Here is a 12392-nt window from a genome sequence, read left to right as displayed (position 1 = left end):
CCCTAGTCGGGAAATTCCACTCACGTGGGGCTAGGCACCCTTGCTGAGGAATCCGAGAAGATCGTGGCGGGTGATGACGCCGACCGGCTTGCCTTCTTCGACCACCATGAGGGCATCGGTCTCCCCCAACGCCTTCGTCGCGTCGGATACGTGCTCGCCTGCTCCGATGAGCGGGAACGGCTCGCTCATATGCTTGGCCACCGGGTCGGCGAGTGTCGCGCGTCCTTCGAAAACTGCACTGAGCAGATCGCGTTCGGTGACGCTGCCTGCAACCTCGCCGGCCATGACGGGCGGCTCGGCGCCGACGACGGGCATCTGCGAGACACCGTATTCACGGAGAATTTCGATGGCGTCGCGGACGGTCTCGGACGGATGCGTGTGTACCAGGGCCGGTAGCGCACCGGACTTGCCGCGCAGGACATCGCCGACCGACGGTTCATCGGTCTTGCCGTCGAGACGTGAGCGCAGGAACCCGTAGGAAGACATCCAGTCGTCGTTGAAGATCTTTGCCAGGTAACCGCGGCCACCATCGGGCAACAGCACGACGACGAGCGCATCGGGGCCTTCACGCTCGGCAACCTTGATCGCAGCTACCACTGCCATGCCGCAGGATCCGCCGACCAGCAGGCCCTCTTCCCGAGCCAACCGTCGTGTCATGTCGAACGAGTCCGCATCGGATACCGCGATGATTTCGTCGGGGATCGACGGGTCGTACGCGGTCGGCCAGAAGTCCTCGCCCACGCCCTCGACGAGGTACGGACGGCCGGTACCGCCGGAGTAGACCGACCCTTCAGGGTCGACGCCGACGACCTTGACCTTGCCGCCGGACATCTCCTTGAGGTACTTGCCTGTTCCGGAGATGGTGCCGCCGGTACCTACTCCCGCAACGAAGTGAGTGATCTTGCCGTCTGTATCGGCCCAGATCTCGGGTCCGGTGGTCTCGTAGTGAGACTGCGGGCCGGCAGGGTTTGCGTACTGATTCGGCTTCCAGCCGCCGTCGATTTCCTGCACGAGACGGTCGGAGACGCTGTAGTAGCTGTTCGGGTCCTCGGGTGCGACGGCGGTCGGGCAGACCACGACCTCGGCGCCGTAGGCGCGCAGGACGTTGCGTTTTTCTTCGCCGACCTTGTCCGGGCAGACGAACACGCACTTGTATCCACGTTGCTGAGCAACGAGAGCGAGGCCGATGCCGGTGTTGCCGGACGTGGGCTCGATGATGGTGCCGCCCGGCTTCAATTCGCCTGACGCTTCTGCCGCGTCGATCATCTTGACTGCGATGCGGTCCTTCGACGAACCACCGGGGTTGAGGTATTCGATCTTGGCTGCAACCGTCCCCGCGTTGCCGCCGACAACGGAGGAGAGCTTGACCAACGGAGTGTTGCCGATCAGTTCGGTGACGTGCTGAGCAATGCGCATATCTCTATCTTCCCAGACGCCACCACGGGCGGCTTCTCGGTACCACCGAGGCACGTGTGGTTCGTTGCATACGATGGACGGCATGGCGCAGAAAGAAAAGGACCTCGAGTGCCTGTGAATCGATGGCAAACCGCCGCCAAAGCAGGGGCCGCGACCGTATTGGCAGGCTCCTCCGCCGGCACCGCATCCTGGGCTGCGTACAAAGCTCTGATGTCCCAGGCGAGTTCCGCGCGAGGCGTCATCGGGAGAACCATGACCAAACCTCCCGAGGCCGACGGCGTCTACACCGCAGCATCACCGACCCCGCAGCGCTGGCGGCCCGGAATTTCGGCCGATATTCACCTGATGGTCTTCGGCGACTCCACTGCTGCAGGCGTCGGGTGCGCCGTCGCGGAGGAGGTGCCCGGTGTCCTCGTGGCCCGCGGTTTGGCCGAGGAGACGGACAAACGAATAAGACTGAGTACCAAAGCACTTGCGGGTGCAACATCGAAAGGCCTCGAAGGTCAGGTCGACGCGATGTTCGTCGCCGGTCCTGCGCCCGACGCCGTTGTCATTCTCATCGGCGCCAACGATGTCACCAAGAAGTTCTCGATCAGCGCCTCGGCGACGCGACTCGGCGACGCCGTGGGACGCCTGACCGCGCAGGGAACTGTGGTGGTGGTGGGGACGTGTCCAGACCTGGGAGTCGTCACAGCCATTCCGCAACCGCTGCGCACCGTCGTGCGGAACTGGGGCCTTCGACTCGCTCGCGCACAGAGCGCGGCTACCCTCTCTGCCGGCGGTCATCCCGTCGCTTTGGCAGATCTGCTCGCGCCGGAGTTTCTTGCCGCGCCGGAGACCATGTTCTCGGCCGATCGTTTCCACCCGTCGGCGGCGGGTTACGAACTCGCGGCACGTCAGTTGCTTCCTGTCCTGGCGGCCGCGCTCGGCGAATGGCACGGCGGACCACTACCCCAGCTCCCCGAGGTATCCGCGGCAGTAGAGTCTCGCAGGTTCGGGCCTCGGGCAACCGCGTCGATCGAAAGGTTTCTGCGCCGTCGAGGTGCCGAAATAGAGGCACAGAACGGCTAGCGATATGTTCGAAGCATCCAATGCCTGCTTGCGCAGTTCTCGCAGTCAGCAGCCAACAAAGGAGATTTCATGCCAGAGGCAGTAATCGTCAGTACCGCTCGTTCACCTATCGGCCGCGCGATGAAGGGCTCGCTCAAGGACATTCGTTCCGATGACTTGACCGTGCAGATGGTGGCCGCAGCACTCGCCAAGGTTCCCGAGCTCGACCCGACCGACATCGATGACCTGCTCCTCGGCTGTGGCCTTCCCGGCGGAATGCAGGGCAACAACCTCGCGCGGATCGTCGCTGTTCTTCTCGGTTACGACTCGCTGCCCGGTACGACCATCACCCGCTACTGTTCTTCTTCGCTGCAGACCACTCGCATGGCCATGCACGCGATCAAGGCCGGCGAAGGAGATGTCTTCATCTCTGCAGGCGTCGAGAGTGTTTCGAGCTTCGTTCACGGCAACTCCGATTCTCTTCCGCAGAGCCACAACCCGCTCTTCGCCGATGCCGAGGCACGCACCAAGAAGGCGCAGGAAGAGGGCGCGGACAGCTGGACCGATCCCCGCGAGAACGGCGACCTCCCCGACGCGTACATCGCGATGGGCCAGACCGCCGAGAACGTTGCGCTCGTCACCGGCATCAGCCGCGAGGATCAGGATCACTGGGGCGTGCGAAGCCAGAATCGTGCCGAGGAAGCCATCGCCAGCGGCTTCTTCGAGCGTGAAATCACCCCCGTCACGCTGCCCGACGGCACCGTCGTCTCGACGGACGACGGCCCGCGTGCAGGTACGACCTACGAGAAGATCAGTCAGCTCAAGCCGGTATTCCGTCCGAACGGAACCATCACCGCAGGCAATGCTTGCCCGCTCAACGATGGTGCGGCCGCACTGGTGATCATGAGTGATACGAAGGCAAAGGCGCTCGGCCTGACGCCGCTCGCACGCATCGTTTCCACGGGTGTCACCGGTACCTCGCCCGAGATCATGGGTCTCGGCCCGATCGAAGCCACCCGCAAGGCGCTCTCGATCGCCGGAATGTCGATCTCCGACATCGACCTCTTCGAGATCAACGAGGCGTTCGCGGTCCAGGTTCTCGGATCCGCGCGCGATCTCGGCATCGATCACGACAAGCTCAACATCTCCGGTGGCGCTATCGCCATCGGACACCCCTTCGGGATGACCGGTGCTCGCATCACCACGACGCTGCTGAACAACCTGAAGACGCAGGACAAGACATTCGGCGTCGAGACCATGTGTGTCGGCGGCGGCATGGGAATGGCGATGGTTCTCGAACGCCTCAGCTGATCGAGACGTCCCGGTTTCCACTTACATGAGAAAGGCCCCGCACTCCAGTGGAGTGCGGGGCCTTTCTCATGAGCACTAGTCGTTGTTGAAGTAGCTCAACAGACGCAAGATTTCGACGTAGAGCCAGACCAAGGTGATGGTCAATCCGAGAGCAACACCCCACGCTGCCTTCTCGGGAGCCTGTGCGCGGATCAACTGATCGGCCTGATCGAAATCGAGCAGGAAGCTGAACGCCGCAATACCGATGCAGACGAGGCTGAAGATGATGGCAACAGTGCCACCGTCGCGCAGACCCAGTCCGCCTGCGGTGAAGAAGCTCGCCACCAGGTTGCCCAGCGCCAGCACTACGACGCCGATGAGAGCGCCGACGATCATCCGCGTCAATCGCGGGGTGACCCGGATAGCGCCGGTCTTGTAGACCACCAACATGCCGAAGAAGACGCCGAACGTGCCGAGGACCGCCTGGGCGATGAGAGTGCTACCGCCCACACCCCCGAATTCGATGCTCGTGAACATGAAGGACAACGCACCCAGGAAGAAACCCTCGGCTACCGCGTAGGCCAGCACTATCGCCTTGTTGTCCATTTTGCGGCCGAACGTCGCGAACAACACGAGACCGAGGCCGACGAGTCCGCCACCGATGACGAACGGTGCGGCCAGGTCGGTGTTGCTGTCGACGAGCAGGTACGAGATGATCGCGGTGATCGACAGCACACCGAGTGTGATGCCCGTCTTGGTGACGACATCGTCGATCGTCATCGCCCGCGTGGTGGGACCCGTCCGGTACGGCTCAGGCTGCGTACCCGGCTGCCCGAACTGCTGTGTGGCCTGCGAGGCACCAGCCGTCGCAGTGCCGAAAGTGGCGTATCCGCCGCCCTCCTGCTTGGGCAGGTTGCGGAACACCGGGTTGCTGGAGGTGCGCACCGTGTCTCTTTCCCTTCGTCGTATCGAGCAGACCGCGAGGAAATCCCCGGGCACTTATATGAAGAACGTTCCACATCCGGACAAAAGTTCCCAGTCGGACCCGATACGTTCGGACAATTCGGACTTTACCGGCCCGCACGGTGGGCCGCTCGCACAAGCGGCAAATTCAGCCGTGCAGTATGGAGTGCATGAGCATCGAAGACGGACCCGGACAGACCCTCGATCAGAGCGAAAGCTTGGACTCTGACGAACTGCGCAACGACGACGGCGATACGGTCGTGGACGCACCGGACCACTGGAGCGAGGCAGACAAGTTCGGGACCACCGCCGAAGAAGCTCTCGAAGGTGAAAGCTTGGAGGAGAAGTTGTCCGAAGAAGAACCGGACATCGCACTGGAATCCGAGGCACGTTCGGTTGCCGAAACTCCCGACGCAGAGTTGACCGAGGAACTGGTCGACCATGTGATCCTCGAATCGGACGAGGATCCCGATATCGACTACGCGGACGGTCAGCGACAGGCCGAGATCGTCGAAGGAACCTTGATCGAGGATCTCGGGCGTAATCGCGGACAGATCGACGGGACCCCCGAAGACGGCGGCCCCGTCACCTAGCCGATCAGGCGACGGTCGACCGTGTGACGGTGAACTTTTTGTTCTTTCCCTTCACCTCGGTCGGCCCGACAGCCTTCGCGAGCGCAGCCCGATAGTTCAAGTGCCAGTTGTATACGGTCCACAATTCACCGCCGGGCCGCAGAACCCGACCGGCTGCGGCGAAGAGCTTCTCGGCCCCACCGGTGTGCACTGCCGCGCCCTCGTGAAAGGGCGGGTTGCATACGATGAGGTCTACCGAATCGTCTTCCAGCGTAGCCATGGCGTCGTCCCGAAGGACCTCCACGGCAAGGCCGTTCGCCTCGGCCGTCGCGCGGGCGGAATCGACGGCCGCCGTCGAGCGATCGGTGGCCAGCACGCGAACTCCCTCGCGCTCACGCGCGAGCATGCACGCGACAATTCCTGTGCCACAACCGAGATCGACGACAACTTGCGCATCGCGTTTCATTTTTCTCTCGTGCTCGAGAAGGAAACGTGTTCCGATGTCGAGTGTTGACCCGGCGAACACAGCACCGTGGGCAACCACCGTCAAGCCGACGTCTTCCAATGTCTGAGTGACCGGGTACGTACGCGACGTCGAACGAATCGGTGTCGCCGCGGACAACACCCGCGACTTCTGCCTACCCCGTCCCGCGCTGAATGTCTCGAAATTCTTCCGCAGAATGTCGTTCATCGCCGGGAACATGTGTTTGTCGCGACCACCGGCAAGGACCAGCACCTCGTTCGGCGCGTATGCGGCGATGACTTCGATCACCTCGGTCAGCTCGGCGACGCTGCGGGGCAGTTGCAACAGGACGACGTCAGCAGTCTGCAGGAGGTCCTCACCCAGCGAGAAGTTGCCGTACACCTCCGACAGTCCTACCGCTGCGGCATTACGTGCCAAGGCTGCCTCACTGGTCGACGAGTCCTGATGTACTCGAATTCCGGTGGCCCCGAACTGCACAGCGGCGCCGAGAGTCAGGGCGCCGTAGCGGTCACCGACAACCGCAATCTGCACGCCAGGGCCCACCGGCAGCGCAGCAGGTACCGAGTCGAGCAACAGACGATCGGTGGGGTCTACGGCAAAGAGGTTGGGCGCTTCGGTGTCGGGAAATCGCCGTAGTCCGGCGAGGACGGATTCCAATTCGTGCATCCGACCAGTGTTTCACCCCTGGAATGCATATCCAAACACGTTGAACGTCAATAATTTCGACACGTCATCAGCGCGCCCGAATGGCATTTTCGGCGGATCGGGAGCATGCTCGTCGAATGGAACAACCGAAAAAGATCGAAGCGCTGTTCAGCCACGTGGAAGACGCGTCGGATGATGCACCTGCCGAAAACAAGAAGCCTGCTGTCTACACCACCCTGTTCAGCGGCGAGACCCCGTCAGGACAAATAGCGTAGATAGTCCAAGGACTTGTCAGCGTGGACATGTGAGCGTTCGCTCCTGACCACCAGCCTGACCACCTGATTCGTGTCGATAACAAATGTTGTCCGCTTGACCGACAGCAACTGACGGATCATCGAAAATCGCGCCGAGTGTGACCTACCCCGACCGATGTCCTTCCTTCGTCTCAGCCTTGCGAGTGGCCCTCCGCGACGCACCCCGAATTGCTCGGCCACCGCGCCGTCGGTATCGGCGAGCATTGGATAGTCGAACGAGCGTTGCAGCGCAAAGTGCGACTGTTTACCGGTGGTGTCGGTGCTGATTCCGACTCGCTGAGCGCCGAACGACTCGAATGCACCCCTGAGATCTCTGAAATGACACGCCTCTGCGGTGCATACGGGGCTGGTGGCAGCCGGGTAGAAGAAAAGCACCACCGGGCCGTCGACCAGCAGTTTACTCAGGCTCCGGACGTTCCCCAGATGGTCGGGGAGTCGAAAATCCGGCGCGATATCGCCAGTACGCATGACAACGAGGCTACGTGACCTCCCTGCACATCGGTCGAGAAGCAGTACAAATTTCAATTCGAGCGCGTTGAAACTGCCTTCAAGCTCCGACGAGCAACGTCGATCGGAGCCTGAGGAGGTCGTCTCCGTCGATTCCGATCGCGTCGAGGTATCCATCGAAAGATCCGTGCACTTGCTCGACGGCCTCCAGTCCGTGCCGGTAGTACCGCTCTGTCACCCCGAGAAGAGCATCGGACAGTTCGATCGGCGCACTGCCTTCGTGAGCTGCCACACTCGCCAGCACGTGAGCACGTAGGGAATCGACGGCGGCATTGCTGCGTAGGTAGTCGGCAACGATGTGCGTGTCTTCGACTCCGGCAGCGCGAAGCACCGTCGCAATAGTCCAACCAGCCCGATCCTTGCCTGCCGCACAATGCACCAACACCGGTCCTTCGCCGGTCCCCAGCGCCGTGACGACGCTCCGTATGGCGATACGAGCGCCCTCGAGTGACGCATAGGAGGTATAGGCGCGCATCATGTAGTCGAGTTGGGCGTCCTCGCTCGCAGTGATTCTCGACTCATGTGGGGCCTTTTCGCCCTTGTGGTTGTCGTAGGGAACGTTGTACACACGAACGTTGCCTGGAACGCGGTCGGTTCCGCTTCTCTCGATCTCCGTCTCACCCCGCAGGTCGAAGACCTGCCTTACCCCGAGCCGGGTCAGCTCTTCGTGTCCTCGAGCATCGAGCCGAGTCAGTTCCGACGACCGGTAGAGCAATCCGCGACGCACTTCGAGGCCGTCTGCTGTCCGTGCCCCGCCGACGTCCCGAAAGTTCCATGCGCCCGACAGCTGAAACTGATCGTTTGTGCTCGCTTCTCGCATTCCACGACCATAACCAATGCCTCGGACCGGTCACATTCTCGCAGTCCGGACGTGGAACTCGGTCGGGCGGTAGCGTCAGCAGGTATGGCATCGAACTTCGAAGTCCGGACCTACGAGGTAATCATCATCGGGGGCGGTATCGGAGGCGTATCGATCGGCTATGAACTCGCGTCCGACCGTACGGTGTGCCTTCTCGAGCAGGAGTCGACGCTTGCTTTCCATACCACTGGACGTTCGGCCGCATTGTTCCTCGAAACCTACGGCAACAAGACGATTCGAGCGTTGACGAGTGCGAGCAGAGCTTTCCTCCTCGAACCACCGGTGCATTTCGAAAGTGAACTGCTTTCTCCTCGTTCGTTACTGCAGTTCGCTGCCCGCGGGCGCGGTGCGGTCCTCGAGTCCATGTTCGAACAAGTCCGATCGCTGACACCGAACGCGCAACTCGTTTCTTCTCGTGACGCCCATGATCTGTTCCCACCGCTACGGTCCGATCACATCGATCTCGCACTCCACGAGCCTGGTTCGATGGAGATCGACGTGCACGCCCTGCACCAGGGTTTTCTCCGCGGACTGCGCAAGCGCGGTGGCCATGTCGAGACCGACAGCGGCGTCGTGAACCTGCAACGCCGGGAAGGGATCTGGCACGTGACTTCGCGCGACGGGACAGTACGTCGGGCCGAGGTCGTCGTGAATGCTGCTGGAGCCTGGGCAGATTCGGTCGCCATTCTTGCCGGAGCGCAGCGATCGGGACTACGGCCGCTACGTCGAACGATCTTCATGATCGGCGCCCCGGAAGAGCTGGATACGAACGCGCTCCCCACGCTCAGCGACATCGACGAGTCCTTCTATATCAAGCCCGAGGGTGATCAACTGCTCTGCTCGCCCGCCGATGAGACACCGGTGGAACCCAGCGATGCACGGCCCGACGATCTCGAAATCGCTCGTGCCCTCGACGCCATACACGAGACGACGACGCTGACGACCCGCCACGTGCGATCGTCCTGGGCCGGCCTTCGGACCTTCGTCTCGGATCGGACGCCGGTAGTCGGATTCGACCCGCGGGTCGACGGTTTCTTCTGGTGTGCGGGACAGGGCGGTTACGGCATCCAGACGTGTTCGGCCCTCTCGCGTGTCGGAGCTGCACTGGTCAGAGGGGCGGATCTGCCGTCCGACGTCGTCGATCGCGGTCTGGCCGCAGCGGATCTCGCCCCTGGTCGCGACTTCGCTGCCCCAATCGATGCCTGAGCGCTCCTTTCGGCGCCTACGCCGTGGACTCCGCATATCGTGGACTGCATGACCGATCTGGACAGAACGGATGCCCGTTTGTTGCTCGCGTTGTGCGATCGTCCACGCGCCACAGGCGTAGAACTTGCGGGAGATCTAGGAATCTCACGGAACACTGTGCAAGCTCGGTTGACTCGCTGGGAAGAGAAGGACGCTCTCACCTCCATCGATCATCGGGTGCGTCCGAGAAGTCTCGGGTACGCATTGCAGGCTTTCGTGACCACCCGTGTCGATCAGCACAAACTCGCCGAGGTCACCGATCATCTCCGCACCATCGAGGAGGTACTCGAGGTCTTCGGACTGTCGGGCGCCTCGGACATGCACATTCGAATAGCCGCGGTCGATGCCGATGATCTGTACCGCGTCGCCGGACTGATACTGAAGATTCCGGGAGTGGAACGCACCAACATGTCCATCGCAATGAGCGAACTGATTCCGTATCGCACCCGGCCTCTACTGAATCGCGCCGCCACCACGCCGCGCAGCTGAGCACTTCCCCCTATCTCTCAGTCCCCCAATCGAAGTGGCGCAATACTACCGAACACATCTCCCGGGCCCGGATTTGTTTTCGCTGTTCCACCGCCGAGATGATGCACCACTCCCCACACCGCATTGAGTGCCGTCTGGATCGCACCTTCCGCCCACCCCGCGGTCCACGAAATGTCGTCTCCGGCCAAAAAGATTCCACGATGCCGCTCATCGAAATCGTCCTGAACGAAATGCGAGAACAATCGCTCCTGATAGCGATAGTGGCCAGGCAGATTGGCCTTGAAGGCTCCCATGAAGTCCCGCTCGGTCTCCCACGACAAAGTGACGGGATCTCCGATGATGTGACTTCGGAAGTCGACGCCCGGGTAGATGCCCTCCAGGGAACGAAGCATGATGTTCATCCGCTCGACCGGGCCCAGCGCCAACAACTTCAGGGAATCATCCGACCACGTGTACGAGAGGCAGATCAAGCCCGGTTTGCCCTCCCCCTGATCGAGCAGATACGTCCCCCGACTCATCCGATCCGTCAGCGTCATACTGACGATGTCGCGGCCGGTGAGCGGGTCCTTGTCCTTCCAGAACGGGCGGTCCACGAGCACGAACACCTTGGTCGAACCCATGTAGTGCGTCCGCTCGACGGCCGTCCAATGGTCGATGGGAAGCAGATCGTCGTCACATTCGATGTTGCTCAGCAACATCCACGACTGAGCGGTCACCACTGTCGACTCGTAGGCCCGGACTCCCCCTTCGCTGTCGTGCACCACCACCGCACCGGCGACGCGTCGTAATTCGGTCACCCGCGGACTCGGCGTCTCTCCGTTCAGCGACGCGACCGTGGTGCCCACCGACCAGTGTGCTGAGTGTGCTGCGTTTGTCCACAGTCGTTGGGGTAATTGTTGAGCGCCACCGACGATGCCGCGATGGTGGTCGTCCGCTGCGGTCACCACGACCCGAAGGATTTCCAGGATGGAGTTGGGGTAGTCGGTGTCCCACCCGCCGGTGCCGAAACCGACCTGCCCGAACAGTTCTCGCAGACGGAAGGATCCGAAGTGCTCGGACTCGGCCAGAAAACCGTAGAATGTCTGATCGTCCAACCGCACTACGATCTCGTTCCACAGCCGCTTGATCTCGTGGGTGTCCCGCGCCCGAATCGCCCGCTGGAGGGGAACCAGTTCGGCATACTGCTCCAGAGTGCGCTGCCAGGCTCGCGCAACCTCGCCGAACACCGAGGGCAGATCGTCGAGACTGCGCGCGTAGTAACTGACACCCTTGAGGTCGATCACGGTGCTCGGGGTGACCTCGGCAAGCGGATTGGGGAACGGCTCGGTGTGCAGACCCATTGCATCCAGATAGTGGAACAGCGCAGTCGACGAAGGAGGAAATCGCATTGCGCCCATTTCGGCCACCACTCCGTGGTGGCCTTCGAACTTCACCGACCGCATACGACCGCCGATCTGATCCGACTCGTAGACAATCGGTTTCAGTCCGATTCTCATCAGTTCGTACGCGGCGACCATGCCCGCGAGACCGCCACCGATCACTGCTACCTCGGTTCCGTATGCCGATTCGGGCACCGAGCCGAGTCCGTGCGGGTGGGACAGATAGTCGTCGTACGCAAACGGAAAGTCCGGACCGAACATGGTCAGCGGCAACTCGTGGTCGTCTTCGGCGGTGCTGTCCGGGCTGACGGGGGTGCTCACCTGCCACTCTTCCCATCCTGGTAGAGGTCGTGTCTCCGATCGCCCAGGTGGGTATTGATCTCCCGCGACGTGGCACGTACACCGGGATCGATATCGACCGTGACAAGCGCCTCCCCGCGGCCGGCACGGCCGAGTTCGGATCCGTCGGGCGCTATGGCACAGGTGAGACCGCAGTACTGCAGATCGCCCTCGATTCCACACCGATTCACGTAGGTGAGGAACAGCTGACTTTCATAGGCCCGAGTAGGTACGACATGTGTGGCAACCATGTCGAACGGGTGCATCAGCCCAGTCGGGACGATCAACCATTCGGTTCCTGCATCAGCGTGTGCACGAACTGCTTCAGGAAATTCGACGTCGTAGCAGGTCAGAAGTCCGCAGGTCAACCCGCCGAAGTGAAACTGCACGACCAGTTCGCCGCCTGGAACGAAGTGCCCACGATCGAGCTCTCCGAACAGATGCGTCTTGCGATACCGAGCCATGGTTGATCCGTCGCTACCCACTACCTGTACCGAATCGTAGATTCCTGCCGCGCTCCGCTCCGGATACCCGTACACCACAACGAGACCGGAGCGTCGGGCGATCTCGGCGACGGCATCGAAGATCGGCCCGTCCGGCGCCTCGGCACGTTCTTCTACGAGACGTCCGACGTCGTAGCCTGTCGCCGACATCTCGGGAGTGACGAGCATCGACGCTCCTGCGTCCGCCGCGGCAGTGGCCGCGCGCGATACGGCAGCGAGGTTGGCCTCGACGTCGCCTGCCAGTTCGGGGCCTTGAAACAGCGACACTCGTACCGCGGTAGTCATCGGCTGGTCCTTTCCGCAGGTTTCGCGTACGGCCGGCAGGCGCGCTTGTTCG

13 protein-coding genes are annotated in these 12392 nt (G+C 62.0%); 6 read left to right on the top strand and 7 right to left on the bottom strand.

Annotation, left to right across the window (positions count from 1 at the left end; all coding sequences use genetic code 11):
• Nucleotides 1–30: 30 nt before the first annotated feature.
• Nucleotides 31–1416 (bottom strand): cystathionine beta-synthase, encoded by a 1386-nt coding sequence (locus ABIB36_RS20610; RefSeq protein WP_084348104.1) that lies wholly within the window; start codon nt 1414–1416, stop codon nt 31–33.
• Between the two features lie 108 nt (nt 1417–1524).
• Here ABIB36_RS20610 and ABIB36_RS20605 point away from each other — a divergent pair, with 108 nt between their 5' ends.
• Together ABIB36_RS20605 and ABIB36_RS20600 are read left to right on the top strand one after the other, a co-directional pair.
• A complete protein-coding gene (locus tag ABIB36_RS20605) occupies nt 1525–2487 on the top strand; it encodes an SGNH/GDSL hydrolase family protein (protein ID WP_084348006.1) in 963 nt (320 codons plus the stop codon).
• Nucleotides 2488–2556: 69 nt separating this feature from the next.
• Nucleotides 2557–3777, top strand: a complete 1221-nt coding sequence (locus ABIB36_RS20600; protein WP_269300906.1) for an acetyl-CoA C-acetyltransferase — start codon at nt 2557–2559, stop codon at nt 3775–3777.
• 75 nt (nt 3778–3852) lie between these two features.
• On the opposite strand, the gene ABIB36_RS20595 is transcribed toward ABIB36_RS20600, so the two are convergent.
• Nucleotides 3853–4701, bottom strand: a complete 849-nt coding sequence (locus ABIB36_RS20595) for a Bax inhibitor-1/YccA family protein (protein WP_084348004.1) — start codon at nt 4699–4701, stop codon at nt 3853–3855.
• Nucleotides 4702–4889: 188 nt separating this feature from the next.
• Between ABIB36_RS20595 and ABIB36_RS20590 the strand changes: the two genes are divergently transcribed.
• On the top strand, nt 4890–5312 hold the full coding sequence (locus tag ABIB36_RS20590; RefSeq protein WP_354562898.1) for a hypothetical protein: 423 nt from the start codon (nt 4890–4892) through the stop codon (nt 5310–5312).
• Nucleotides 5313–5316: 4 nt separating this feature from the next.
• On the opposite strand, the gene ABIB36_RS20585 is transcribed toward ABIB36_RS20590, so the two are convergent.
• Nucleotides 5317–6441: a class I SAM-dependent methyltransferase gene (locus ABIB36_RS20585; RefSeq protein ID WP_354562900.1), complete on the bottom strand. Its 1125-nt coding sequence runs from the start codon at nt 6439–6441 to the stop codon at nt 5317–5319.
• A 116-nt stretch (nt 6442–6557) separates the two neighbouring features.
• Here ABIB36_RS20585 and ABIB36_RS20580 point away from each other — a divergent pair, with 116 nt between their 5' ends.
• Nucleotides 6558–6695 (top strand): hypothetical protein, encoded by a 138-nt coding sequence (locus ABIB36_RS20580; protein WP_168708277.1) that lies wholly within the window; start codon nt 6558–6560, stop codon nt 6693–6695.
• Here the strand turns inward: ABIB36_RS20580 and ABIB36_RS20575 are convergent.
• Both ABIB36_RS20575 and ABIB36_RS20570 read right to left on the bottom strand, forming a co-directional pair.
• A complete protein-coding gene (locus ABIB36_RS20575; RefSeq protein WP_354562903.1) occupies nt 6678–7202 on the bottom strand; it encodes a peroxiredoxin in 525 nt (174 codons plus the stop codon). The two genes, ABIB36_RS20580 and ABIB36_RS20575, sit on opposite strands and share 18 nt — an antisense overlap.
• A 79-nt stretch (nt 7203–7281) precedes the next feature.
• Nucleotides 7282–8061: a tyrosine-protein phosphatase gene (locus tag ABIB36_RS20570; protein ID WP_084348000.1), complete on the bottom strand. Its 780-nt coding sequence runs from the start codon at nt 8059–8061 to the stop codon at nt 7282–7284.
• 84 nt (nt 8062–8145) lie between these two features.
• Here ABIB36_RS20570 and ABIB36_RS20565 point away from each other — a divergent pair, with 84 nt between their 5' ends.
• Together ABIB36_RS20565 and ABIB36_RS20560 are read left to right on the top strand one after the other, a co-directional pair.
• A complete protein-coding gene (locus ABIB36_RS20565; protein ID WP_354562905.1) occupies nt 8146–9306 on the top strand; it encodes an NAD(P)/FAD-dependent oxidoreductase in 1161 nt (386 codons plus the stop codon).
• Between the two features lie 48 nt (nt 9307–9354).
• Entirely contained in the window at nt 9355–9834 is a 480-nt protein-coding gene (locus ABIB36_RS20560) for an Lrp/AsnC family transcriptional regulator (RefSeq protein ID WP_084347999.1), read from the top strand.
• 17 nt (nt 9835–9851) lie between these two features.
• Here ABIB36_RS20560 and ABIB36_RS20555 read toward each other — a convergent pair whose 3' ends face one another.
• On the bottom strand, nt 9852–11534 hold the full coding sequence (locus ABIB36_RS20555; protein WP_354562908.1) for a flavin monoamine oxidase family protein: 1683 nt from the start codon (nt 11532–11534) through the stop codon (nt 9852–9854).
• Complete coding sequence (locus tag ABIB36_RS20550; RefSeq protein ID WP_354562909.1) at nt 11531–12340, bottom strand: carbon-nitrogen hydrolase family protein; 810 nt, start codon at nt 12338–12340, stop codon at nt 11531–11533. The genes ABIB36_RS20555 and ABIB36_RS20550 overlap by 4 nt, the downstream gene beginning before the upstream one ends.
• Nucleotides 12341–12392 lie beyond the last annotated feature (52 nt).

This window comes from Rhodococcus sp. UYP9, assembly GCF_040547235.1.
Lineage (GTDB): Bacteria > Actinomycetota > Actinomycetes > Mycobacteriales > Mycobacteriaceae > Rhodococcoides.
Note: the sequence above shows the minus strand (reverse complement) of the source record. Positions and strands in the feature narration are given on the sequence as shown.